This is a genomic window from Crocosphaera sp. XPORK-15E, from assembly GCF_034931425.1.
In the GTDB taxonomy this organism is placed as follows: domain Bacteria; phylum Cyanobacteriota; class Cyanobacteriia; order Cyanobacteriales; family Microcystaceae; genus UHCC-0190.
Window position 1 is genome coordinate 34861 of the sequence record NZ_JAYGHQ010000007.1, and the last position, 24930, is coordinate 59790.

General features: G+C 38.9%; 25 protein-coding genes. 11 read left to right on the forward strand and 14 right to left on the reverse strand.

Annotation, left to right across the window (positions count from 1 at the left end):
• Positions 1-118: 118 nt before the first annotated feature.
• On the reverse strand, positions 119-316 hold the full coding sequence (locus VB691_RS08520; RefSeq protein ID WP_323291060.1) for a hypothetical protein: 198 nt from the start codon (positions 314-316) through the stop codon (positions 119-121).
• A 265-nt stretch (positions 317-581) separates the two neighbouring features.
• On the opposite strand from VB691_RS08520, the gene acs reads away from it, so the two are divergent.
• The 4 genes from acs to VB691_RS08540 all read left to right on the forward strand — a co-directional run bounded on the left by acs (position 582) and on the right by VB691_RS08540 (position 5081).
• Positions 582-2573: an acetate--CoA ligase gene (gene acs / locus VB691_RS08525; RefSeq protein ID WP_323291061.1), complete on the forward strand. Its 1992-nt coding sequence runs from the start codon at positions 582-584 to the stop codon at positions 2571-2573.
• A 118-nt stretch (positions 2574-2691) separates the two neighbouring features.
• On the forward strand, positions 2692-3252 hold the full coding sequence (locus VB691_RS08530; protein WP_323291062.1) for a Panacea domain-containing protein: 561 nt from the start codon (positions 2692-2694) through the stop codon (positions 3250-3252).
• Entirely contained in the window at positions 3245-3634 is a 390-nt protein-coding gene (locus tag VB691_RS08535) for a hypothetical protein (protein WP_323291063.1), read from the forward strand. The genes VB691_RS08530 and VB691_RS08535 overlap by 8 nt, the downstream gene beginning before the upstream one ends.
• 283 nt (positions 3635-3917) lie before the next feature.
• Positions 3918-5081: a citrate synthase gene (locus VB691_RS08540; protein WP_323291064.1), complete on the forward strand. Its 1164-nt coding sequence runs from the start codon at positions 3918-3920 to the stop codon at positions 5079-5081.
• 129 nt (positions 5082-5210) lie between these two features.
• Here VB691_RS08540 and VB691_RS08545 read toward each other — a convergent pair whose 3' ends face one another.
• The 3 genes from VB691_RS08545 to VB691_RS08555 form a co-directional block, all read right to left on the reverse strand.
• Entirely contained in the window at positions 5211-5906 is a 696-nt protein-coding gene (locus VB691_RS08545; protein ID WP_323291065.1) for an HNH endonuclease, read from the reverse strand.
• Positions 5903-7255 (reverse strand): AAA family ATPase, encoded by a 1353-nt coding sequence (locus VB691_RS08550; RefSeq protein WP_323291066.1) that lies wholly within the window; start codon positions 7253-7255, stop codon positions 5903-5905. Before VB691_RS08550 ends, VB691_RS08545 begins: the two co-directional genes overlap by 4 nt.
• 117 nt (positions 7256-7372) lie before the next feature.
• Positions 7373-9571, reverse strand: a complete 2199-nt coding sequence (locus VB691_RS08555; protein WP_323291067.1) for a phosphoketolase — start codon at positions 9569-9571, stop codon at positions 7373-7375.
• 223 nt (positions 9572-9794) lie between these two features.
• Between VB691_RS08555 and VB691_RS08560 the strand changes: the two genes are divergently transcribed.
• Positions 9795-10001 carry a type II toxin-antitoxin system HicB family antitoxin gene (locus tag VB691_RS08560; RefSeq protein WP_323291068.1) on the forward strand — a complete coding sequence of 69 codons (207 nt, stop codon included), beginning with the start codon at positions 9795-9797 and terminating at the stop codon, positions 9999-10001.
• Positions 10002-10159: 158 nt separating this feature from the next.
• On the opposite strand, the gene VB691_RS08565 is transcribed toward VB691_RS08560, so the two are convergent.
• The gene (locus VB691_RS08565; RefSeq protein ID WP_323291069.1) at positions 10160-11509 is read right to left on the reverse strand and encodes an ATP-binding protein; all 1350 of its coding nucleotides are present in this window, start codon (positions 11507-11509) and stop codon (positions 10160-10162) included.
• Positions 11510-11722: 213 nt separating this feature from the next.
• Here VB691_RS08565 and VB691_RS08570 point away from each other — a divergent pair, with 213 nt between their 5' ends.
• The 3 genes from VB691_RS08570 to VB691_RS08580 are packed head-to-tail and all read left to right on the forward strand — an operon-like array spanning position 11723 to position 13077.
• Positions 11723-11971, forward strand: a complete 249-nt coding sequence (locus tag VB691_RS08570) for a hypothetical protein (RefSeq protein ID WP_323291070.1) — start codon at positions 11723-11725, stop codon at positions 11969-11971.
• A complete protein-coding gene (locus tag VB691_RS08575) occupies positions 11968-12417 on the forward strand; it encodes a hypothetical protein (protein WP_323291071.1) in 450 nt (149 codons plus the stop codon). Before VB691_RS08570 ends, VB691_RS08575 begins: the two co-directional genes overlap by 4 nt.
• Positions 12418-12429: 12 nt before the next feature.
• Entirely contained in the window at positions 12430-13077 is a 648-nt protein-coding gene (locus tag VB691_RS08580; RefSeq protein ID WP_323291072.1) for a hypothetical protein, read from the forward strand.
• Positions 13078-13187: 110 nt separating this feature from the next.
• Here the strand turns inward: VB691_RS08580 and VB691_RS08585 are convergent, their stop codons facing one another.
• The 4 genes from VB691_RS08585 to VB691_RS08600 form a co-directional block, all read right to left on the reverse strand.
• Complete coding sequence (locus tag VB691_RS08585) at positions 13188-13523, reverse strand: DUF5615 family PIN-like protein (protein WP_323291073.1); 336 nt, start codon at positions 13521-13523, stop codon at positions 13188-13190.
• Entirely contained in the window at positions 13513-13830 is a 318-nt protein-coding gene (locus tag VB691_RS08590) for a DUF433 domain-containing protein (RefSeq protein ID WP_323291074.1), read from the reverse strand. Before VB691_RS08590 ends, VB691_RS08585 begins: the two co-directional genes overlap by 11 nt.
• A 101-nt stretch (positions 13831-13931) precedes the next feature.
• Positions 13932-14231 carry a hypothetical protein gene (locus tag VB691_RS08595; RefSeq protein WP_323291075.1) on the reverse strand — a complete coding sequence of 100 codons (300 nt, stop codon included), beginning with the start codon at positions 14229-14231 and terminating at the stop codon, positions 13932-13934.
• A gap of 1 nt (position 14232) precedes the next feature.
• Positions 14233-14496: an AbrB/MazE/SpoVT family DNA-binding domain-containing protein gene (locus tag VB691_RS08600; protein WP_323291076.1), complete on the reverse strand. Its 264-nt coding sequence runs from the start codon at positions 14494-14496 to the stop codon at positions 14233-14235.
• 148 nt (positions 14497-14644) lie between these two features.
• Between VB691_RS08600 and VB691_RS08605 the strand changes: the two genes are divergently transcribed.
• From VB691_RS08605 to ftsH, 3 genes are all read left to right on the forward strand, one after another.
• Positions 14645-14818: a DUF6888 family protein gene (locus VB691_RS08605; protein WP_323291077.1), complete on the forward strand. Its 174-nt coding sequence runs from the start codon at positions 14645-14647 to the stop codon at positions 14816-14818.
• Positions 14815-15009 carry a DUF6887 family protein gene (locus VB691_RS08610; RefSeq protein WP_323291078.1) on the forward strand — a complete coding sequence of 65 codons (195 nt, stop codon included), beginning with the start codon at positions 14815-14817 and terminating at the stop codon, positions 15007-15009. The genes VB691_RS08605 and VB691_RS08610 overlap by 4 nt, the downstream gene beginning before the upstream one ends.
• Before the next feature lie 180 nt (positions 15010-15189).
• On the forward strand, positions 15190-17166 hold the full coding sequence (ftsH, locus tag VB691_RS08615) for an ATP-dependent zinc metalloprotease FtsH (RefSeq protein ID WP_323291079.1): 1977 nt from the start codon (positions 15190-15192) through the stop codon (positions 17164-17166).
• Between the two features lie 226 nt (positions 17167-17392).
• Here ftsH and VB691_RS08620 read toward each other — a convergent pair whose 3' ends face one another.
• The 5 genes from VB691_RS08620 to VB691_RS08640 form a co-directional block, all read right to left on the reverse strand.
• Positions 17393-17995: a VWA domain-containing protein gene (locus tag VB691_RS08620; RefSeq protein WP_323291080.1), complete on the reverse strand. Its 603-nt coding sequence runs from the start codon at positions 17993-17995 to the stop codon at positions 17393-17395.
• 21 nt (positions 17996-18016) lie between these two features.
• Positions 18017-19975: a bifunctional serine/threonine-protein kinase/formylglycine-generating enzyme family protein gene (locus tag VB691_RS08625; protein ID WP_323291081.1), complete on the reverse strand. Its 1959-nt coding sequence runs from the start codon at positions 19973-19975 to the stop codon at positions 18017-18019.
• Between the two features lie 146 nt (positions 19976-20121).
• The gene (gene fusA, locus VB691_RS08630; RefSeq protein ID WP_323291082.1) at positions 20122-22209 is read right to left on the reverse strand and encodes an elongation factor G; all 2088 of its coding nucleotides are present in this window, start codon (positions 22207-22209) and stop codon (positions 20122-20124) included.
• 393 nt (positions 22210-22602) lie between these two features.
• Entirely contained in the window at positions 22603-23952 is a 1350-nt protein-coding gene (locus VB691_RS08635) for a UDP-glucose/GDP-mannose dehydrogenase family protein (RefSeq protein WP_323291083.1), read from the reverse strand.
• Between the two features lie 37 nt (positions 23953-23989).
• A complete protein-coding gene (locus VB691_RS08640; RefSeq protein ID WP_323291084.1) occupies positions 23990-24922 on the reverse strand; it encodes a UDP-glucuronic acid decarboxylase family protein in 933 nt (310 codons plus the stop codon).
• Positions 24923-24930: the final 8 nt, after the last annotated feature.

The following is a 24930-nucleotide window of genomic DNA, read 5'->3' on the forward strand; positions in this document are numbered from 1 at the left end:
CGTACAGAAGCCTTACTATTACCAGTGATCAGACCAAATCCGAAATGAGAAAACGACTTATCTATTCTTACTATTGCTTGTCTTCAAATATTGCTTTCTTCACATATTCCAAATAAAATTAACGACCAAGCTTTTGAGAATAAGAAACAAGTCCAGCACTAACAACCTGTCCATAATTATCCAAACGATTTTGTTGTCCTGCACGGGTAGGAGAGAGAAACGTATCAGTTAAACCCATAGAAGCAAACATAACAGTAGCAGCGAGAATGACGTAGTTGCGAACGACGGTGGTGTTGTTGGTAGTTGTGTTAAACATTTCAGTGACCTCTCTTGTTTCTTGTTATACCTATCTTATTCGGGAGTTGGGGGTGATGTCAGTCCCAAAAACCAAGTATATTCGCGGGTTTAGCCCTTTCCCTTTCCCTTGGTAAGTGGAAAAAAGTGGAAAAAAGTAGGGGTCAACGGCCGTTGACCCCTACAACCAGGTTTCAGTAGTGCTATGCTTTAACTTTAGAAACAATAGGATTACAGCCGATCGCTCTTAAGGTAAATTGAGTTAAAACCTTTATTTGCAGTTTCCTATGGTCAACCCATCCGAACAAGTTAACAAAGAAAAGAACATCGAATCAGTTTTACAAGAAGCAAGACTGTTTCCCCCTTCTCCTGAATTTTCTGCTGATGCACATATCAAAAGTCTTCAAGACTATGAACAACTTTACGCTAAAGCTAAAACTGATCCCCAAGCATTTTGGGCAGAATTAGCAGAACAAGAATTACATTGGTTTCAGAAATGGGATCAAGTCCTCAACTGGCAACCTCCCACAGCCCAATGGTTTATCAATGGCAAACTCAACATTTCCTATAACTGCCTCGATCGCCATCTTACTACTTGGAGACGGAACAAAGCGGCCATTATTTGGGAAGGAGAACCCGGAGACTCTCGTACTATAACTTATGGGGAACTTCATCGAGAAGTCTGTCAATTTGCCAATGTTTTGAAGGACATGGGGGTAAAAAAAGGCGATCGCGTGGGAATATATATGCCCATGATCCCCGAAGCTGCGATCGCTATGTTAGCCTGTGCGCGTATAGGTGCGCCCCATAGCGTGGTTTTTGGCGGTTTTAGTGCAGAAGCATTGAGAGATCGCTTAGAAGATGCTCAAGCGAAGGTAGTTGTCACTGCTGATGGTGGTTTTCGCAAAGATAAGGTGGTTCCCTTAAAATCTGAAGTGGATAAAGCTTTAGAACATGGGGCCTCCAGTGTAGAAAAAGTGATCGTGGTCGAACGCACAAAAGAACCCGTTACCATGAAAGAAGGACGAGATTATTGGTGGCACGATCTCCAAAAAACCGCCTCTGCTGACTGTCCGGCGGAAATAATGGACAGTGAAGACACATTATTTATCCTTTATACCAGTGGTAGCACCGGAAAACCGAAAGGAGTTGTCCATACTACGGGTGGTTATAACCTTTACACCCACATGACCACAAAATGGATTTTTGATCTCAAAGATACGGATGTTTATTGGTGTACGGCTGATGTAGGTTGGATCACAGGACATAGTTATATTGTTTATGGCCCTTTATCTAATGGGGCCACCAGTTTAATGTATGAAGGGGTTCCCCGTCCCTCAAACCCTGGTTGTTTCTGGGATGTGGTGGAAAAATACGGCGTTAACGTCTTTTATACTGCCCCCACAGCTATTCGTAGCTTTATTCAACAGGGAGAACATATTCCCAATGCCCGTAACCTGTCTTCCTTGCGCTTATTAGGAACCGTTGGCGAACCCATTAACCCCGAAGCTTGGATGTGGTATCACCGCGTTATTGGGGGGGGAAAATGCCCCATTGTCGATACTTGGTGGCAAACGGAAACAGGAGGCGTGATGATTACACCTTTACCTGGGGCCACAACCACGAAACCAGGATCAGCGACTCGTCCCTTCCCTGGCATTATCGCAGACGTAGTGGATAAAGATGGTAACGCCGTTCCCGACAATGCAGGGGGATATTTAGTGATTAAACATCCCTGGCCCAGTATGTTACGCACGGTTTATAATAACCCTGAACGCTTCCAAAAGACCTATTGGGAACCCATTACCTCGGTAGAAGGTAAACCCGTTTATTTTGCCGGAGATAGTGCGCGTCGGGACAAAGACGGCTATTTTTGGATTATGGGGCGGGTTGATGATGTCATGAATATATCTGGTCATCGTTTGGGTTCAATGGAGCTAGAATCGGCTTTAGTGTCCCATCCTGCCGTTGCTGAAGCGTCGGTGGTGGGGGTTCCCCATGAGATTAAAGGGGAAGATATTTATGCCTTTGTTACCCTAGAAAATAACTATAGTGCTAGTGATGAATTAGCGAAGGAGTTAAAACAGCACGTTGTGACTGAAATTGGTGCGATCGCCCGTCCGGGTACTATCCAATTTGCTGAGGCACTTCCTAAAACGCGATCGGGTAAAATTGTCCGACGCTTTTTACGTCAAATTGCTGCGGGTGAAGATATTGTAGGAGATAAATCTACGGTGGTTGATCCCAGTGTTTTAGATAAGTTGAGGGAGAAGGTTTAATTGTTAGTTAGGGTGGGCTTTTTAGTCCACCTTATATTATTATGTATATCTATCTGAAGTGTGAGATTCAGAGTTTATAATAAAAATATACTAAGGAAAAAGTTCCTTCGGGGTAAATATGTCAATCGAGTTTCGGTTTCATCCTAAAAAAGCTGTTGAAGCCGCAGCACTGTTATTAAAGCTACATGGTAAGCCTATGAAATATTTGGGCTTGCTTAAAATGCTTTATATTGCTGATCGTATGGCATTGGAACAGATAGAAGAACCCATTACAGGAGATCATTATTTTTCAATGAAATATGGTCCAGTTTTGAGTGGAGTTTATGATTTAATTAAAGGACAATCTGTAGATAATGCCTTGGATATTTGGTCTGAGTTTATCTCTCCTCGATATGATAAGCATTATGTATATTTAAAAAAAGATCCAGGTAATGAAGAACTTTGTGAAGAAGAAGAAGAAATAATCAGAGAAGTTTATCAAACATTTGGACATCTTGATCCTTTTACTGTTGCTGAGTGGACTCATGATCTCAAAGAGTGGCGAGATCCTGGTGATTCTCGGAGTCCTATTAATATTGAAGAAATTTTGAAATATCTTGGAAAAACGGATGAAGAAATCGAAGAAATTCGTCAGGAGGCGGCGCGAGAGTATTATTTAGATGAGGCATTAAATGGCTAGTATTTCCATTAATTTAGGAGACGCATTTTTAATAGATACACCCCCTAATCAGCAACATTTATACATTGCTATTGCCAAAACATCCGAAACTAAATATTTGTTCGTCAATGTAACAACTAAACGAAGAAAATCCGAAACTGTTTGTATTCTTAAACCTGGTGCAGATGTCCCTAGATTTATCAGACATGAGTCTGTTATCGACTATCAATATGCACGGGAAATGAATGGTCAAGAATTAGGCACAGTTGTTACTCCTAATAGCCCAATTCCAAAAGATACTTGTTCACCAAGCTTATTAAAAAGAATTCAACAAGCAGGATTAAGTTCTAAACGGCTAAAAAATAAATATAAAAGTGCATTACAAGAATTCTTAAATAATTAATATAAATAATCTCAGAAACATTTATCGCCATTACTTTTTTCTTATTTTTGTCGTAACTGAGAAAGGATTACATCTATCTGATGATAAAATAATGCAACAGCTTCACTTTGTGTCATCCCAAACTGTTCAAAAGCTGGGGTATCCTAAGCAGCAACCGTTATGGTAAAATCACGATAAGACCGAATCTTAAACTATATAGAGGAATTTAAGAATTGAAGCGGATTTTAGGATAGGTTAACAATCAGACTATAAAGTGAAGTTGCGGCGTTACAGGGAACTAAATATGAGTAATGTATGTGAGTATATACCAGGGCTAGAAAATATACCTGCTGCCAAGTCTAGTATTAGCTATGTCGATGGACAAGAAGGTATCCTAGAATATCGTGGCATTCCCATTAAAGAATTAGCGGAAAAAGGCAGTTTCCTTGAATGCGCCTATTTACTGATTTGGGATAAATTACCAACAAAAGACGAATTAGAAGCCTTTGAAACGGAAATTCTCTATCATCGTCGTATTAAATACCGTATCCGCGACATGATGAAGTGTTTTCCTGAAACGGGACACCCTATGGATGCTTTACAAACCTCAGCGGCAGCTTTAGGGCTATTTTACTCCCGTCGGGCCTTAGATAACCCAGAATACATTTCACAAGCTGTCGTGCGTCTGTTGGCAAAAATTCCCACGATGGTTGCTGCGTTTCATCAGATGCGGAGGGGAAATGATCCAGTTCAACCCAATGATAGTCTTGGTTATGCGGCTAACTTTCTCTATATGTTGACAGAGAGAAAACCCGACCCCTTAGCGGCAAAGATTTTTGATGTGTGTTTGACCCTTCATGCAGAACATACCATGAATGCCTCTACGTTTTCGGCCATGGTGACTGCTTCTACTTTAACTGATCCCTATGCGGTTGTCGCTTCAGCCGTGGGAACATTGGCCGGCCCATTACATGGGGGGGCCAATGAAGAAGTGTTAAAGATGTTAGAAGAAATAGGTTCGGTGGAAAATGTTCGTCCTTATATCGAAAATTGTGTGGCGAATAAACTCAAAATTATGGGATTTGGCCACCGGGTTTATAAGGTTAAAGATCCCAGGGCAACTATCTTACAAAGTTTAGCAGAACAGTTGTTTGAACAGACAGGCCGTGATGATTATTATCAAATTGCCTTAGAAGTCGAAAAAGTCGTGGAAGAATTGTTAGGCCAAAAAGGTATTTATGCGAATGTAGACTTTTACTCTGGTTTAGTTTACCGCAAATTAGGCATTCCTAGTGATTTGTTTACCCCAATTTTTGCGATCGCTAGGGTTGCGGGATGGTTGGCCCATTGGAAGGAACAATTAGCTGTTAACCGCATTTTTCGTCCCACTCAAGTTTATGTCGGTTCTCATAATTCCCCTTATATTCCCATTGAAAATAGGGTTCAAACCGAGGTGAATGGTCATTAAAGCTCCATTTAAGTCACTAGGCTTAAATTATTAAAGTTTCCCCTAGTTTTGACTAGGGTTTTTTTTAGAACACATTAAGTTGATAAGTTAACGATATTAATATATTCACTCGCTGGTAATAAATGATAATTACAAAGCACCCCCAGGACGAGGAACTACATTAAAATCTTGATCAAAAAAGTCTTGACAAGTTCCTGGGAAAGCTTTGATAAATCTTTCAAGCATATCTTTGTCATCACGAAATACAGTCATCCAAATTGACCAAAATCCACTTTCTAAAGCAAGATCAATAATGGTTTGTCGTTGTTCTTCAATATCATTTTTTTGAAGATTATTATAAGCTCTTTGTGCTTTTCCCCATTTATCTTGACGCTCTTTCCATCTTTGATCTTTCCGTGAATAATTGGGATGTCCTGGAACTCTATCAAGTCCAGTTAATTCAATCGTTTTTTGGGAAATTTCTTTCTGTGTTTCAGTTAAATTATCATTGATTTTTATCAAACCATTGGCATAAGTGAATGCCAGAAATGTATTATCATGGTCACACCAAAAATAGTCAGATAAATTAATTGTTTTTTGGCCTTTGATTGAATTACAATTAGTACAAGCTAGTAGAAAATTGTCCCAGACTAATTCAAGAGCAGGATAATATTCTTTGGGTTTAATATGTTCTACAGCTAATAAATTATTGACTTTTCTTTCACAATAAGAGCAGTATTCTCCTATATTCTCTAAGAGATAAGGTTTAGCATCTCCATACTTTTGAAAATTAATACTATTACCTGTGTTTTCGTCTTTTGCTTCTCCTCGAATAACTGGCCTCATTCTTGACTATCTCCTAACCCTGCTGCTTGACGTTCCATCTTTAAAAAAGCATGATAAGCAACATCATCACTATAAGGTTCAATTAGTTTATCTAGTTTCTGTTTTAATTCCTGGACTTGTTGAGAATTGGTACTTTTAGCTTCTTGGAGAACCTTATAATATTTTTCTGCAACTTCCATCATTTTTTGATACCTTTCACTTCTTTGTATATTTTCAATTCCCATCACATTTTCGCCAATATCTTCAATACTTTTATTTTCATATTCTTCTATTTCTTCTGGTTTATCTAAGTTAATTAATTCTCCTTCTTTAAGAGATTGTATAATAAAAGGGGAATGAGTTGTCGCAATAAATTGTATTTTTGGAAACGTTCTTTTTAAATCATCAACGACTTTTCGTTGCCATTTTGGGTGTAAATGTAAATCAATTTCATCTATTAAAACAATACCAGGAGTTTCCGTCACTGCTTTATCTTCTAATTGAGGATTTAAAACTGCTGTCCTATAAGCAATATCAGCAACCATTGCCAACATATTACGAACCCCATCACTTAACATACGAAAAGGCAAAAATTCATCATTTTTTGAGGTAATAATTAAATCATCTTCTAATAAATCATATTTGACAATATTCCAATAATCAACACAATTAGCAATAGCTTCTTTTACTGCTCTTAAACCTCTCATTGGCTCATTTCTTTGGATTTGTGCTATTTCCATTGTTTTTAACCAACTTAACATCAGCTTTTGATTAGATGCGGCATCTAAACAATCAATATAACCAGTCATTCGTGAACCAGGTTTCAAAGTTTTTACTACCCTTTCTCTTTTTTGTAGCCACAGTCTTCCTGTGCCATAATAAGCAATTACAGGAAGGATAATATCTTCTCCTTTGTCAACTTTTTTTTGTATTTTTTTAGCAAAATCAATCAGATCACTGGCATCTGTTCGCGTGGTTCTTCCTCCTTTTCTTGTTAATTCTCTTGTCCAAGAAATAGTAGGAGTATTAGTAAATAGATTAGGTGTACGTGACTCATAAGTCAATAAATCAGCATAGTTATTGTCAATTAACCCTACACAAGAAATTTTGACAGGATATTGGGGTTCTAGGGTAGGTATTTGACCTTTTATGTAACTTATTCTATGAACTTCATCATCCCTTATATGCCGAGAGTCAACATCATTAAAACCGAGAAATAAACTTCCTATCCCAACAGCCAAAGCATCTAATAACGCGGTTTTTCCTGTACAATTATCTCCAATAAATACAGTGAATTGTGGTGATAACTTAAAGCTGTTAATATTTTCAAATCCTCGAAAATTTTCGATGTCAAGTTGATCAATTCTCATTTAATTTTTCTCCTCTTACAACTTGAACATTTTTTAGACATTATTGATTTTTGTATTGTCATTCTTGTATTCTACATCATAATTAAGGTGGGCAATGCCCACCCTACTATTATAATCCTACTTTACTAACTCGGTTGCCCGCTTACTTAAAGCTTCAGCAGTTAACCCATTAAAGGCCATAATTTCCCCTGCACTAGCAGCAGTTTCTCCCCGCTTCCAAGCGAAAGTATCCCGTTTACAATTACTGCGTAACATTAAGGGTTCTAACATAGCAGAAGTGCCACCCGTTACCCCAATTAAGGCATCACCACCAAACATTTTTTCAAACCCTTGATCATCTAAAAAATGACCATCTTTTTCGGTGCAAGTTTCCCAAGCAACATCATGAGGACGATATAAACGACGGGGGTTAATTACTGATACAATTTTGACCCCTATTCCTTCATCTTCTAAATGCAAAGCTGCATCAAATACAGGAATTAAAGTCATATCTCCAATGACAGCAAAAACAACTTTTTTCTTACCTTCACTATCATGTAAAATAATGCCCCCATCTTGCAAACCTTGACGGGTTTGTTCTAAAGTTGTCCGCACAGCTAAGGGTGATTTACTGGCAGTAATTGTTATCCCTTTATTCTTCGTTTGTAAAGCCCATTCATAACAAGCTTGAATGCTATTTGCATCACAAGGAAACAGAGGAAAAATATTCCCATTACGCATCATTGCAGCGAAATAATTTTCAATTTCTGGCCGTTGATGAGTCCAACCATTACGCCCTTGTTCTAAGGCCCCCGCAGTAAATAAAGTAATAGTAGAAGGAGTCGGACGGCGTAATTCTGTCATTGCTTGAGTAACAGTTTGCCAAATAGGTAAACCATTGATAGCAAAAGATTCATAAGAACACCATAAAGTTCTGGCCCCAAATAATGCTAAACCTACAGCTAAACCTGCACAAGCATCTTCACTTAACGGTTCATAAACTTGTCCCCCTGGCCCTTGATAATAAATATCATCAACCGTAGGATGAATAATTTTTAAACCAATGTTGATATTATTAATCCCAGATGCTGCATTACCATCCGCATTAGTGATGACAAAATTGGGGTCTTTTTTACCCACATGAACCACTAATTCACCCATGGCAGTAGTGGCGACTTTTTTATCCCCATGAAGTTCATATTCAGTGAAGGGTAATTCACCTAATTCTGGTAAGGGTAACACTTTTTCTGTTACTACATGATGAGACGCTGGTCCACCCGCAGAACGTTCAAAATTAGTCCGTACAAGTTGCCAAGCTTCAGGAGATAAAGCCCGTTCTTTTAAGGCACTAATAATGTAGTCTTTTTCTAATGTATCCCCAGGATATAAATTATGAGATTGTGCGCCCCGTTTGTGAACTCCGGCCCCTTTAAGTTGTTTAACAATAAGAACAGTTAATGTGCCTCCTAATGCAGATTTAGCAGCTTTATCTGTTGCTTCTAAAATTGCTTGAGTAAAGGCGAGACGTTTGGCTAAAGAAAATTGGGTACTGTCTACATATTCTCCCGTTTGGTTAGTATCATCATAGTCTTTTGCATTGACTAAAATAACTTCTTTGAAGCCATTTCCTTGCCAATATGCAATCATTTCTGCATTGGTTTTTGTTGATACCATGCTGTGATGTTCCTGAGAATAACCATTCCACACTAAAATGGGTAAGAAATTGGTTGCGTCAGGGTAAGCGGTGTTAAAATGACCAAAACTACTCATGATGTAAGGTTCCCCTAAACCTCCATCTCCAATGGTGACGGGAAAAAGTACCCCCGGATGTAACTTGGCCCCGGCCATGGCAAAATGTTGTCCTTGTCCGAGAGGGCCAGCCGGGTTTAAAAGTCCTGGTATTTGACCGGAAAGGTGTCCTAAAAGCCCGTGCATCTCCCGGAAACGTTCGCCCATCTGTTGGACTGTGGTGATGCCCATATCTTCGAGGGAACGGTCTAAGAACATATTACTGTAGAAGCCTGGGGCATGGTGTCCCACTTCGGTAATAATGTTTTTGTAGCCTAACATCACTAAAGCGGCGATAGTGTCGGCAATACTGGCAAAACCGCCAGGGTGTCCTGATGCTTTGCTGGCGGCAGTATGCAGGGTTAAGTAGCGTAATGCGTCGGCAGCGAGTAAGGTTTGAAAGACGGCGTTAGAGTCGTTAGGAGAAGTAATCGCAGTATTTCCGGGTTTAATGGCTGCTTCTGTGGCATACTGCTCAAAATTGGGTAATTTATTACCAAAATGCTGAATCCCTTGACAAAATGCTGGTATTGTGGTAGCAACGGTCATGTGTGAGATATTCCTAATTTACATAACGGTAAGTATTAAAACAATCTTACAGGTCTGTGGGGATCAACTTTAGATATTATTGGAAGTTTCAGCAATAGGAATTATTCTATGAGTGGGATAGAGTGGTTTAATGTGATTTACCAAAACCCTGTTTATTTTCTCCTCAAACTATCATATATTTTATAATACAATTATAATTGATGATTTATGCAACGTAGATGCAATGAATAAAACTTTTACTGCTATTGTCTATTGGGAAGAAGATGTCTATGTTGCTGAGTGTCCAGAGGTGGGAACCGTCAGTCAAGGAGACACGATAGAAGAAGCATTAGCAAACCTTAAAGAAGCGACTGAACTCTATCTTGAAGAATTCCCCTTACCTAAAACTTCTCCTCGTTTATTGACCACATTTGATGTGTTAAGTGCCTAAATTATCAAGAGTCAGCAATAAATCAATTTTAGTAAGTAGTCGGACATAAATAAACGATGTTATAGAGTAGGGTGGGCTTTGCCCACAATTCTTACAGGACAAGGCTTGAAAACTTTCGTGGGCAAAGCCCACCCTACACCTTAATTTTGTCCGACTACTTAACAAGTTCTCAGATATTCCTTAAAAACTGGAGACAAATTAAATAAAATTTTCTCCTCATTGATTTTTTTCACTAAATAGCGTTGTTGTAAAGATTGTAAACTATTCATAAAATCTGTTGAAGATAAATCTATATTTTGTTTTAAATCTTCTCTAGATACAGCATTATCAAACTTACTCAATTCTAAAATAAGTTGTTGTTCTACGGGAGATAATCTATTAAATAATTCCTTGAAATTAGATTGCATATTTTTAGTAATAACTAAGCTATTCTCGGACAAAAAATCAGAAATTTTTCCATCAAATACATCCTTGATTAAAATAGCAATATCTTTTAAGTAAAAAGGATTACCTTCATATAAATTTATTAATTCTAACCATCTATCCTCATCTTTTAATCCTTTATTCTTGAGAATATTAATATTTTCCATTCCTAATAACTCTAAGCATTTAATGGGATATAATTCTTCATCTAAACAGTGCATTTCTGGACATTGTTCTTGACTCATTAAAATAAAATGACTTTGATGTTCAACTTCTGTGATCATCTTGAATAAGTTTTGATAATCTTTATATTCAGTTTGATATTGTCCCGAAAGTTGACCACTAATAAAAATATTTTGAACGTCATCTAGAATAATTAAACACTTTTTGTCAATGAGTAAATCTAATAATTGCCTAAGTTTATTATTTATACTATCTTTAGGATCTTCTTGACAAATATTCAATAAATCATCAAGTAGTAAATTTAGAGAATTAGGGAATTTTAGACTTCTCCAGATAATCACTTCAAATTGTTGTAAGTTTAGATCAATAAATCTTTTAACTAAGGTTGTTTTACCAATTCCCAATAATCCTAAGACTGAAATTAAACGAGTATTTTGATTTAATGTCCAATTAGATAAGTTTGTAAGTTCAGTTTCTCTATTATAAAAATTAATAATTTTAGGAGCGAGGGTTAAATCATGATAGATTATTTTATTATTAAGGTCGTTTTCTTGATATTTTGTTTTAGGCAATATTTGTGAACCACAATTAAAACTATGATTATTATTTTTATTGTTATTTTGTATAATAATTGGTGATGAGGTTAATTGTAATCTTTCGATAGTAGAACGAAAATTACGCTTATTAATTTCTTCTTCCAATTGTTCAGATAATAGTTGCCATAACTGATAACCCACATCTCCCACATGATTTTTAGTTACATGACATTTCCTAGCAATATCATCATAAGTTTCTTTTTGCCAACTTCCCTCAACTACAGCCTTTTGAACATCATCTAAATGTTTGCCAGTTTGTTCAAAAACCAGCTTATCTACAAATTGTAACACTTCATTTACACTCATGGAAACTATACGGTATCAAAGTTTTATGTATTATACCTGAACTTCATCCGATCTTTTCCGTTTTTTGTTTAAGATTTTGTAATAAAAATTACCGTTTAAATCAGGTTTTTCGGGGTTGTCAATTTTTGGAAGTCTTTAGTACGATGGTAGATGACTTAGCAAAACAGATAAAAAACTAACTATAGCTCTAATCACACTATTTTTTGGCAAAATATGAAAGAAACCTCGTTTTTAAGACGTTTGCAGACATCTAAAATTCTCAGATTTAGCCTTGAGATTTTAATTTCTATTATCTTTTTCTCTTGGTTACCACTTGTTCAACAGATGGTAGCTGTGCTGGTTGTCAGCTTACTCTGTGAAATTATTTTTGCTAGAAATCTTACACGAAACTTAAAAAACAAGTTCTCAAGTGAAGATGTGTCCGAAATTTTAGCTAATTCAGAAAAAGGTAAATTATCATGATTTTTGTATTGTTTGAAACACTTATCGTAAAAGGTGCGATCTCAATTGGACATTGGATTGCTGCTCATGGTACAGGGGCAATGGCATCTAAAGCAGGAGCAATAGTGGCAAAAAGTATCACCACACAAGGCTTTGCTAATACTTTAGCAGGAGTGACAGGGATTGCACTTGGGTCATCACTGATTGTCGGAGGAGTTGTTTGGGGTACTGATAAAATACAAGCTTTAGGAAAGGGTCTGGAAGCCTTATATGAAGGAGACTATATAAAAGCTGCTCAAAACTTTGCAAAGCTAGTTGATCTATTTCATATAAAAGTTGAATTTCTTCCTGATGTAATTCAACCATTTCTAGTAGAAAAAGCTGGTTTTTCTGTGGAAGATGCTAGTAACGTCGCAAAAGCTGTAGGTAATTTGGAAAGCGAAATTGTTAAATTTATTACTAAGTAAAGGAAGGTAAACATGACTAGTAAATATAAATTTGGACCGGAGGAAAGGCAAGTAACAGACGATCTGTTGCGTAGACCCTCTGTATCTACAGTATATACAAAAGAGCATTTTGCTACTCTTACTCAACAGATTTCCGTGCTTTCACAACCAAAGACTATCGAAGCTTTTATCGAGATAACGGCAGACTCCCTAGAATATATAGACGAATGCTTGGAATATTTGGAAAAAAAGCATCCATCTTGTAAGGGGAAACTAGAGGATTTATCGGCACAAAAGAGCCAGCTTGAAGCTATTGAGAAGCAAATAGCCGATATAAATAAAAAACTGGACGAATATGGTAACAAAGGTAAAAACTGTCCAGAATGTGGTGCAAAATTAGATGATCCTAAAGTTTGCAAATCTTGTGGTTGGACTGCTGACAACTCTTGGACAAGAATACAAAAAGCATTGAGAGGATTAAAAGAAGCGGCGAAAAAATTTGCCAAAGCCATTTTAAAGCTTATTGATGCTGTGATAGATTTTCTAAATGAAAACTCGTCAGTCTTTGATTTTATTGGTGGAATCATAGGGTCAGATCACCCCAAGAGATTTCTTGAGACACTAAGAAAATACTGGAAAAAGTTTTATGATTTTGCAAATCAAATCATAGACAAATGGTAGTGCGATCGCTGCTATTGTAGTGCGATCGCTGATTTTGTAGTGCGATCGCTGATCTTGTAGGGTGCGTTAATGAAATGTAACGCGCCTTATTTGTTATTGTATCTAATTCTCTACAAAAACTCAATGTTTTTGTACATATATTGAGGTTCTAAACATTCCCAAATTAAGACTAAATCACTGATAATTTTTCCAATTGGCTGACGTTGTTGGTGAGTATAAATAATACCACAATGTTCTATTCCTATAGAAGCCAAACTAAGAAAATCATCATCAAAGGTAAAAATGACTCGTTGTTGAGACAACGCATAAGCTAATTGTCTTTCATCAGATGTACCAATTAGCCCTTCTTCTGGCGAAGTTGTCACATCAATTCCTCGCATTCTCAAGCCGTTTGCGATGGCATTATTGACACTTTCATCCAGATGAAATCTAATTTTATTTGACATTTTTACCCTTTAATATTTTTTGAATTAAAGATGGTTTATCGCCTTGTAATTGTTGAGCAAAAGCTTCTCCTGCTTCAATTTGTTGTCTAATTTCTTCTCGATGGTCATGGTAATAGGCTAAGGCTGCATAAACATCTGCTAGGGTAATACTAGGGTGGTGATAAATAATTTCATCTGGTGACATTCCCATTTTTTCATGCCAAATTACAATATCTTGCACTTTGATTCGATGTCCAGCAATACGAGGTTTTCCGCCACAGATACCAGGAGTAATTTCAATATGTTCTGAGATGACTAAAGATGACATGATTACTTACCATTAATATTGATAAACTGCTCTCATTATAGCATTTTTTTTAAAGTGCGATCGCTGATCTTGTAGGGTGCTATAACGAAGTGTATAGCACCTTATTTATTTTGATTTATTGCTTCCCACCATTCTTTTAAATCGCTTTCATGAATCTTTATTCTGAGATATTCAACTTGCTCTAAATAACTAAGATTTATCTGGCTGATAAGTTCATTAAAAATGGGAAGTGCTAAGGGAATTTTTTTATGAAGATTTCGCTGACATTCTTCTAAAATTTGTTCTGAAATAAGGAGTTTAAATAAGCCAATTTCAGCCATTGTCAATACTGCTCGACTTTCACCTGTTTTGGATGCCGCGCCAGCAATTAAGATACTAGAATCAGCAAAAATCGTCTTCATTTTACTGTTTTTCTTGGTATATTGTTTGCCTTTCGTCGTCTAATCCTTGTAATAAATCATTCAGGGTAACATTAGCTTTTTCTCGAATCTTTGTAATTTGGTCAGACAATTGAGGGACTTTGGGTTGTTTTAAGGTTAACAAAATAAGATCCTCAATTTCTATTAAATTCAATAAATCTCCTTCACAAAGATTGAGTTTATCTTGTATAGCTTGAGGAACAGTAATTGTTCCATTTTTTTCTAAGCGAATAGCAAAAGACTTCATAATTGATATTTATTGATATAACTTGATTTAACATTATAGCATTTTTTTAATGATTGATAACCATAGAAAAAACTTGGTCAAGGCTCTAAAATAAATGAAAGGCAAAGCAGATATGCTAAAATGGAAAGGATAAATCACCTTTATCAAAATGCCGACGTCAGCCCAACTTTTAGCCTTATTTCAAGATTCACTGTTGCTTACCAATTTTTATATAAGTATTCATCTTGTACGAATTGATGAACGTAATGGCAATTTGATAATTTTAGCAGGTGAAGAAATTGAAATAGAAATTGACCCTAATGGCAGGAGAATAATTCGATGAACCGTCCAAATTTTCCCTTAATGACTGATGCTGAACTTCGTGCTTATATTTTAGGAAACAGAGAAGATAAAGAAGCCTTTTATGCTTATGTAGATAGAATGTCTCATCGTCCTCCAATTGCTATTATTGAGCCTGAAGATTGGAGTGAAGAAAGAATGCAACAAGTTATCAAGAAGATAGAACATCGTTAATAAGATCAATGGAATCTTAATCATCCACCACAAATCTCAAACTTAGACACATTAGAAACAAAAATAGAAAGCAATGAGTAGCATTTTGTGGGAGCTATACTATGAGATAATAGTTAAACTATATACAATGACCTTTTTAATCGTAATTTTAAGTCATAAAAATCGAGGCAACTAAGAACGATGGGACTAAAAAATAACTCTCGCTTCCTCCGTCTTCCCCCAGTCAGTAGCTTGTTATTGATGGGCGCAGGTGTACTACTGTTAATTTATTTAATCTATTCCTATACTAATCGTTCTTCTGATGAACTCCCCATTCAACCCTACAGCGAATTCCTGAAAAAAGTAGATGAAGGGAAAGTCTCCAGAGTCAAAATTGGAAACCGTTTGATCCTCTATCAACTCAAATCATTATCCTTACCATCTCCTACCAATGATTTGCTATTGTTACCAGAAAGCTCCCTAGACGAATCAAAGAACTCTAGTAACCCCTTTCATGGACAAACCCCTTCAGTTCCCGATAAATCTAACACGGCGATGAATCCAGGGGAAGTCTTAGCTACCATTCCCCTCAATGATCCCAATTTACCGACCTTATTGCAAGAAAAAGGGGTGATCTTTGAAGCGGCCCCACCGGCCGAAAATAGTTGGGTTAGTACCCTCTTAGCCTGGGTGGTTCCCCCAATTATTCTAGTCTTAGCTATGCAATTTCTACTCTATCGCAATGAAGACAGGGGATCATTAGCTTTCAGTAAGAGTAAAGCTAAAATGTATGTGGAAGGCGAAGACGCGAGAATTACTTTTGCTGATGTGGCCGGGGCCGAAGAAGCTAAAACAGAATTGGTGGAAATTGTCGAATTTCTCAAAAATCCCGACCGTTTCAGTCGTATTGGGGCGAGAATTCCCAAAGGTGTGTTATTAGTCGGCCCCCCAGGTACAGGCAAAACCCTCCTGGCTAAAGCTGTTGCGGGAGAAGCAGGAGTTACCTTTTTTAGTATTTCGGCCTCAGAATTTGTAGAATTATTTGTGGGAACAGGGGCCGCAAGAGTCCGAGATTTATTTGATCAGGCCAAAAAACAAGCCCCCTGTATCATTTTTATTGATGAATTAGATGCGATCGGAAAATCTCGCAGTGGGGGTAATGGGTTAAGTGGTAGTAACGATGAACGGGAACAAACCTTAAATCAACTCCTGACCGAGATGGACGGGTTTGCCGTGGGGGATGCCACCGTGATCGTTTTAGCAGCCACCAACCGCCCAGAAACCCTAGATCCTGCCCTATTACGCCCAGGCCGCTTTGATCGTCAAGTTTTAGTTGATCGCCCTGATTTATCGGGAAGACTGGCGATTTTAGAAATTTATGCCCACAAAGTTCAATTAGGGGAAGAAGTTAATCTGAAAGATATTGCCACTCATACCCCTGGTTTTGCGGGGGCAGATTTAGCTAATTTAGTGAATGAAGCGGCTTTATTAGCGGCGAGAAATCAACGAGAATCTGTGATCCAAGCGGATTTTAAAGAGGCGATCGAACGGGTGATCGCGGGGTTAGAAAAGAAAAGCCGTGTCCTCAGCGATCAGGATAAAACCGTCGTGGCCTATCATGAAGTGGGTCATGCTTTGATTGGGGCCGTCATGCCTGGTGGCGGGAAAGTCTCGAAAATTTCCATCGTGCCACGGGGCTTATCTGCCTTGGGTTATACCTTAAAAATGCCCACCGAAGACCGTTTTTTGATGAGTGAAACCGAATTCCGTCAACAAATTGCTATGTTATTAGGGGGACGGGCCGCGGAAGATATTGTCTTTGGTAATGTGACTAATGGGGCTTCTGATGATTTACAACGGGCCACGGATATCGCGGAACGAATGGTCACAGCTTATGGTATGAGTAAGGTACTGGGCCCCTTAGCTTATGAAAGACGACAACAGAACAGTTTTTTAGGGGGTGGAGCAGCTAACCCGCGCCGTCTGGTGAGTGAGGAAACCGCTAAGGCTATTGATATAGAAGTTAAACAAATTGTTGATTTAGAATACAAAAAAGCTCTAGACATTCTCAATCAAAACCGTGAGTTATTAGAGAGGATAACTCAACAGTTATTGAAGACTGAAGTGCTTGAAGGAGAAGAATTACACGCCTTACTCAATCAAGTGGAAAACTGTTGATCGAAGAACCCCACCTTGCTAAAAGCGGAAGGTGGGTTTTCTAACAGTTAAGCTTAGACGCATTTAACCTGGGTTTTTCCACACCTTAAACCCTGGCTGTGGCTAACCCAATGATACTTATAGCAGTCGCCAAGACTGTTAGGACATTTTTCTGTTCTCTATTCCCTTAAAATCATAGTTGATGATGTCCTAAGCAACCTGGCGGTTGCTATATCAGTAATTCAGTTTAATCGTAAATAGCATTAAGTAACACTTCCGTTAGGGTCAAATCTTCCATCTCATCAAAAGTTAATGTATCGACAATATCGAATTTTGCTCCTACATCCATAAGTTGATCATCTAGGGTCTTTAAAAACTTGGTAGCATCAAGGTTATTTCCTATCTGAATAAAAGAAATTCCCAACTCTTCATCAGCATCAATTCGCTTGCTTGCATCAATGATTATTTCAGTTACTGAGGAACGATTATCTGGTTCTCCATCAGTAACAACTAAAATAGTTTCTCCTGCTTTAGCTTGACCATTTTGTTTACGCTGAAAAAATTTATTAAGGGCATCTTGCAAGACAGAGGTAAGATTTGTACCGCCTACAGGTTCATTCTCTTTGAAAATTTGCTCTACTTTAGAAACATTAACGTTTTCATAACAGCGAAATTTTCCAGAAAATACATAAACAGTAATACCATCAGAGTCTAGTGAGTCACACTTTCTAGCGAGGGCTAGGGTAGACTCTTGAATTAAATCCCATCGGCTTCGCTGTTTACCTGGGTCTACTGTAGACATACTCCCGCTTTTGTCGATGATCAGAGTATAATCACGTTGATCTAGCATATTTAACCTGCTCTAACACTATCAAGTTCTAATTTTAGTTATATTCAGGGGACAGATCACCCGAAAGCCGATGTGGTGAGAATAGTTTTCCCGTTCAAAGTAGTTTCGACTTGCTGAACGACAATTTTTCGGATTATCGACCCAGCTACCTCCGCGTATGACACATCTACTACTTTCTTGGTTAACCCATGCACTGCCATTATTTACGGCATTATGATAATCATCATGCCAAGTATCTGTACACCATTCCCAGACATTCCCGTGCATATCATATAAACCAAAAGCATTAAGGGGAAAACTTCGTACATCGGTTGTTTTTTTACGATAACCCCCTTTTAACCCGTTGCCATAAACATAATTGCCATTATAGTTAGTGAGGTCGGTTGTTATGGTTTCTCCATAGTAAAAAGGGGTCGTTGTCCCTGCACGACAAGCATATTCCCATTGAGATTCACTGGGTAAACTAAACTTTAATCTAGTCTTCTGACTAAGTTTCTCGCAAAATTTGATTGCATTATCCCAAGAGACTCGTTCAACAGGTTGATTTTGTCCGTTAAAACGTGAGGGATTTTCCCCCATAATCCCTTGATATTGTCCCTGAGTTATAGGGAATTTGCTCATATAAAAAGATTGAAGCGTAACCCAATGTTGAGGACGTTCATAATTTTTACTTTCTTCTTCGCTTTCTGGCGCACCCATCAGAAATTTACCTGGGGGAATTGCCACCATGTCCAGTGTTTCGCTATTACCTAAGTGGACGGTGAAATAGTTGGCTTTTCCTTGTTTTTGTTCATAGTCTATCCCTGATGCAGTGACCTTAACTGTTACTGTTTCATAGGAAAATGTTTGAGTGGGATAATCCGAATTTTTGGCAGAAAATCCCAAATTGCTCCGTTGAGGTTGAGTGGTTACTGGTTGAGGAGAGTTTCCAACAATAATCGTTGGTTGAGGTTTTGAAGGAGGTTGATATAGAGGATTTTGAACAGTTTGGCTTTCCTTGGGAGCAGAATTAGGAGAAATAACCGTTGTTTGTTGTAATTTTGTAAAGATGTTTTGTAGAAATCGATAACCAATGTTTACGGATATTGAGTTTGTTTTTAAAGCGTTTAAAGCCTCCTCTGCTGACTGAAATCGGTTTTTAACCTTCTCTTGGATTAATTTGTCTAATATTTCGCCCAATGTGGGACTAACGGTTTTGCCCTGTTGCTGTAAATAGTCTCGCCACACCCATTTCATCTCTAAGGGATTATAAATTTCGTCTATCAGAGAATTATTGCGCTGTTGGGGGATACATCCAGTTAATAAGCGTATGGCTGTTACCCCTAACCCATATAAATCACTCGCAGGATACACCATTCCTCGCATTTGCTCCGGTGAAGCATATCCAGGGGTTCCGGTGGTTGTTCCTACTGTTGTTATGGCGTTGATTTGTTTAGATACCCCAAAATCAATTAAGACTAATTTGCCATCTTTAGCACGAATTATATTATCTGGCTTAATATCTCGATGAATAACATTTCTTTCGTGGATAAACTGCAATACAGGGAGCAAATCAAGCAGAAATTGTTTAACTTCTGTTTCTGATAAGGTTTGTTGTTGTAATACTTTGAGTAAATCTTCCCCATCAACTAATTCTTGGATGAGATAAGATTTTCCTTCCTGTTCAAAATAAGCGAATAAATCAGGAATCTGTGGGTGTTTTCCCAATTCAAAAAGCCTTTGTGCCTCTTGCTTGAATAATACTACTGCTTTTTCTAGGGTTTTAGGATTAGGATCTGTAAAAATAAACTGTTTGATGACACAAGGAGTGTTGAGACGGTGTTCATCTACCGCCTTAAATGTGCGACCAAAAGCACCTTCTCCTATCAAACTAATGGGACGATAGCGATCTCCTAATCTAAGGGTTGCGCCACACTTTTGACAGAAAAAATGACTGGTAGGATTATAATCAAGACAATTAGGGGTCAAGCATTGAGTCATTGTCAGAGGATTTCCATTTTGAAAGGATGGCTACTTTTAGATTGCCCAAATAACTAATCAAAATAACAATCTAGACAGTATACAAAAATTCCTGGCCGAATTATAATCAGCCAGGAATCCTTAAAGAATTATCATCAGAAACAAGCCTAAGAAGCCGCTTGACGCTCTTTCGCTTCCTTAATCACTTCTTCTGCCACATTAGAAGGACAAGGGGCGTAGTGAGAAAATTCCATAGAGAATTGACCACGGCCCGAGGTCATCGTCCGTAAATCACCAATATAGCCAAACATCTCACTCAAAGGCACATCAGCCTTAATCCGCGCCCCCATTGGGGTTGAATTCTGAGACTTAATCATGCCACGACGACGGTTAAGATCCCCAATTACATCCCCCATATAATCTTCAGGGGTGAACACATCCACATTCATGATCGGTTCTAATAATTGAGGCCCCGCCTTGGGGATCGATTGACGATAACCCGCTCTCGCAGCAATTTCAAAGGCGATCGCCGAGGAGTCAACAGGGTGAAAACCCCCATCTGTCAATGTCACCTTCAAATCTACACAAGGGAATCCAGCTAAAACACCCTTATCAATGCTTGCTTGAAAGCCTTTCTGAACTGCGGGCCAGTATTCTCTGGGAACGTTACCCCCTGTCACCTTAGACTCGAAGGTGAAGCCACTACCGAGTTCACCAGGCTCAACAATATAATCAATCTTACCAAATTGACCCGATCCCCCAGATTGTTTCTTGTGGACGTAACTATCTGCGATAGTTTTGGTAATAGATTCACGGTAAGCAACTTGGGGTTTACCTACTTCTACTTCAACCCCGTGGGTACGTTTGAGAATGTCAACCTTAATATCTAGGTGTAATTCTCCCATCCCTTTAATAATGGTTTCGCCACTTTCTTGATCCGTTTCTACATAAAAAGAGGGATCTTCTTGAACCATTTTACTTAAAGCCATGCCCATCTTTTCATTTTCCCCTTTCTTCTTGGGAAAGACCGACATGGAGATCACAGGGTCAGGAAAGACCATGGGTTCTAGGGTTGCGGGAAACTTGGGATCACAGAGAGTATGACCAGTTTGGACATTTTTCATGCCAACAATGGCTATAATGTCCCCTGCTTGGGCCGACTCAATTTCTTCGCGGGAATTAGCGTGCATTTCCACTAAACGACTGATCCGCTCAGTTTTGCCAGTAGCGGTGTTCAGGATCGTATCCCCTTTAGAGATGGTTCCTGAATACAAACGGGTGAAGGTTAAGGCCCCAAAGCGATCATCCATGATCTTAAAGGCTAAGGCCCGTAAGGGTTTTTCTGGGTCTACAATGGCAAATGTTCCCGTCTCATTGCCTTCGAGATCGACTTCTGGTTGGGGTTTAACCTCTGTGGGGTTAGGCAAGTAATCCACAACCGCATCGAGTACCAATTGCACCCCTTTGTTTTTGAAGGATGAACCGCAATAGGTAGGGAAAAAGGCGAGATCGCGGGTTCCTTTACGGATACATCGCTGAATTTCCTCAATTTCTAGCTCTTCCCCTTCGAGATATTTTTCCATGATCTCGTCATCTTGCTCGATCGCCGTTTCAATTAACTGCTCACGATAGGACTCCATATCATCCACCATATCAGCGGGGACTTCCTGAATTGTGTAGTTCATGGGATCGCCAGAATCATCCCAAATCCAAGCTTTACGGGTAAGCAAGTCCACAACCCCACGAAACTCCGTTTCAAGGCCAATAGGCAACACCATGACTAAGGGTTTAGCCGCGAGAATATCTTTAACTTGCTTGACAACGCTAAAGAAATCGGCTCCCGTGCGATCCATTTTATTGACATAGATAATCCGAGCTACCTCAGAATCATTAGCATAACGCCAGTTGGTTTCGGATTGGGGTTCTACGCCCCCTGAGCCACAGAAAACCCCAATCCCACCGTCTAAAACCTTGAGAGAACGATAGACCTCAATGGTAAAATCAACGTGGCCTGGTGTGTCAATAATGTTAAATTGGTGGTCTTTCCAGAAGCAGCTAGTGGCAGCAGATTGAATGGTGATCCCCCGTTCCTGCTCTTGTTCCATGAAATCTGTTGTGGCCGCACCTTCATGCACCTCACCGATTTTATGAATCTTACCTGTTAGTTTTAAAATTCTTTCGGTGGTGGTTGTCTTGCCCGCATCTACATGGGCGAAGATGCCAATATTACGATAACGCGTCAGGTCTTTTTTCATAGGAGCTATTTAGAGTTAGGTTTGACAAATGATTAGCACTCACTTTTAATTTAAGTGGTACCACAAGGGGGGCGGCGTTGCCTTCATGACCAGCGCAGACTGGATCTAAATTACCCGGAATATGAATAGAGAGGAGTCCTCTTAAATACATATTGAGACTTTTCTAGTTTATCGCAAGACGACACGATACACCCTAAAGGAAGGGGACTGAAACCCTTCCTCCTTCAGTCCAATAATTTTGTTTAATATGTTACATTGTGGGCGCAAGGCTTGCGCCCCTACCGTGGGATGAATTTCGTTTTTGTAGGGGCGTATAGCATACGCCCTTTGTTCGACAAGATACGCTCACAACCGTAATCTTAAGGATTGAGTTTGTTAGAGATTATGAACAATCTAGCGGCCAATGCCAACATAATTGAAACCCGCTTGCTCCAGTTTAGAACGATCTAAGAAATTTCGACCATCAATAATCACAGGATTGAGCATTACTTTAGCCATTTTGCCATAATCAAGAGTGAGGAATTGTTGCCAGTCTGTGACTAAGACTAAGGCATCACAATTATCTGCTAACATTTCAGGATTGGTTTCAATAATTACCCCTGATAAGCCATGACTTAATCCTGATTGAGAGACAATGGGGTCATAAGCTTTAACTTTTGCTCCTAAACGATTTAGTTGTTCAATGATAATTAATGCGGGTGCATCACGCATATCATCTGTATCAGGCTTAAAGGTTAACCCTAGCAAACCAATTGTTTTCCCTTTGAGAATTTTTAGTTCTTTTTGTAGCTTTTCTACCGCAATTAACCGTTGCCGTTGATTGACTTGAACTGCTGCATTCAACAACTCAGTTTCATAACCATAATCATTGGCTGTATGAATTAAGGCTAAAACATCTTTGGGAAAACAAGAACCCCCCCAACCAATACCCGCTTGCAGGAATTTATTGCCAATACGGGAGTCTAACCCAATTCCTCTGGCGACTTGGGTAACATCAGCACCCACGCGATCGCAAACATTGGCAACTTCGTTAATAAAACTAATCTTAGTGGCTAAGAAAGCATTCGCCGCATATTTAATCATTTCGGCTGAGTTTAAATCTGTTACCACCACGGGAACAGGGGGAAGGGTCATATTTTCAGCAAATTTACGCTCTACCAAAGGCGCATAGAGTTGCTGCATCATGGCGATCGCTTTGTCACTATTACTCCCTAACACAATGCGATCGGGGTTAAAAGTATCATAAACTGCCGAGCCTTCCCGTAAAAATTCTGGGTTACTCACCACATCAAACTCTGCGCTTGAATTAGCTTCCTGACGTTTCGCTAAGCCGTCAAGAACAATCATTCTTACCCAGTCCCCAGAGCCAATGGGAACGGTTGATTTATTGACAATAACTTTGTAACCCCCACGCAAATTCTCGCCGATACCACGGGCGACAGCTTCAACGTAACGGGTATCACTTTCCCCTGTGGGTAAGGCAGGAGTCCCTACGGCAATAAAGAGAATTTCTCCATGTTCTACCCCCGCGGCTACATCAGATGTAAACTCTAATTTACCCGATTCAGTGGAACTGTGCATTAATTCTGACAGTCCAGGTTCATAAATCGGGGACTGACCTGATTTCATTAATTTGACTTTTTCTTCATTGTTATCCACACAAATCACATGATGACCAATGTGGGCTAAGCAAACCCCCGTAACCAAGCCTACATAACCAGTTCCAATGACACAAACGCGCATATTTTTTTATCCTCTTGTTAATATTAAAACACGACAGTTAGATTGATGATACCCGTTCTCGAAAATCACTAATCGCCAATTCTAACCCTTCTTTTAAAGGAATTGTTGGTTCCCAATCTAAATAGGTTTTGGCTTTGGTGATATCAGGTTGTCTTTGTTTGGGATCATCTTCAGGTAAGGGTTTAAAAATTAATTCTGCATCAGGATTGATCATTCCTTGAATAATTTGAGCCAACTCTAAAATAGTATATTCTCCTGGATTTCCCAAGTTCACAGGCCCAATATAATCCCCATTCATGAGCCGCATTAATCCTTCTACTAAGTCAGAAACATAGCAGAAACTTCTAGTTTGAGAACCATCCCCGTAAATGGTTAAGGGTTTTCCTTGCAAGGCTTGAACAATAAAATTACTCACCACACGACCGTCATTTTCTAACATTCGTGGCCCATAAGTATTAAAAATTCGAGCAACACGAATATCGACTTTGTGTTCTCGATGATATTCAAAGGCTAAGGTTTCAGCCACCCGTTTACCTTCGTCATAACAGGCCCGTAACCCTGTACAGTTCACATTACCTCGATATTCTTCGGGTTGGGGATGGACATCGGGATCACCATAAACTTCCGAAGTAGAGGCTAAAAGTAATCTCGCATTGACCCGTTTCGCTAATCCCAACATATACAATGTCCCTAAAACATTGGTTTTAATCGTTTTAACGGGATTAAATTGATAATGTACGGGAGAAGCGGGACAGGCCAGATGATAAATCTGATCTACTTCTAAGCGAATCGGTTCGGTGATGTCATGGCGAATCAACTCAAAGTAAGGATTTCCCATCCACTTGAGAAGATTTCGCTTATGACCAGTGTAGAAGTTATCTAAACAGAGAACATCGTGTTTCTGTTCCATTAATCGGTCAATTAGGTGGGAACCGATGAAACCAGCACCGCCCGTTACTAAGATTCTCATGCAGTCTA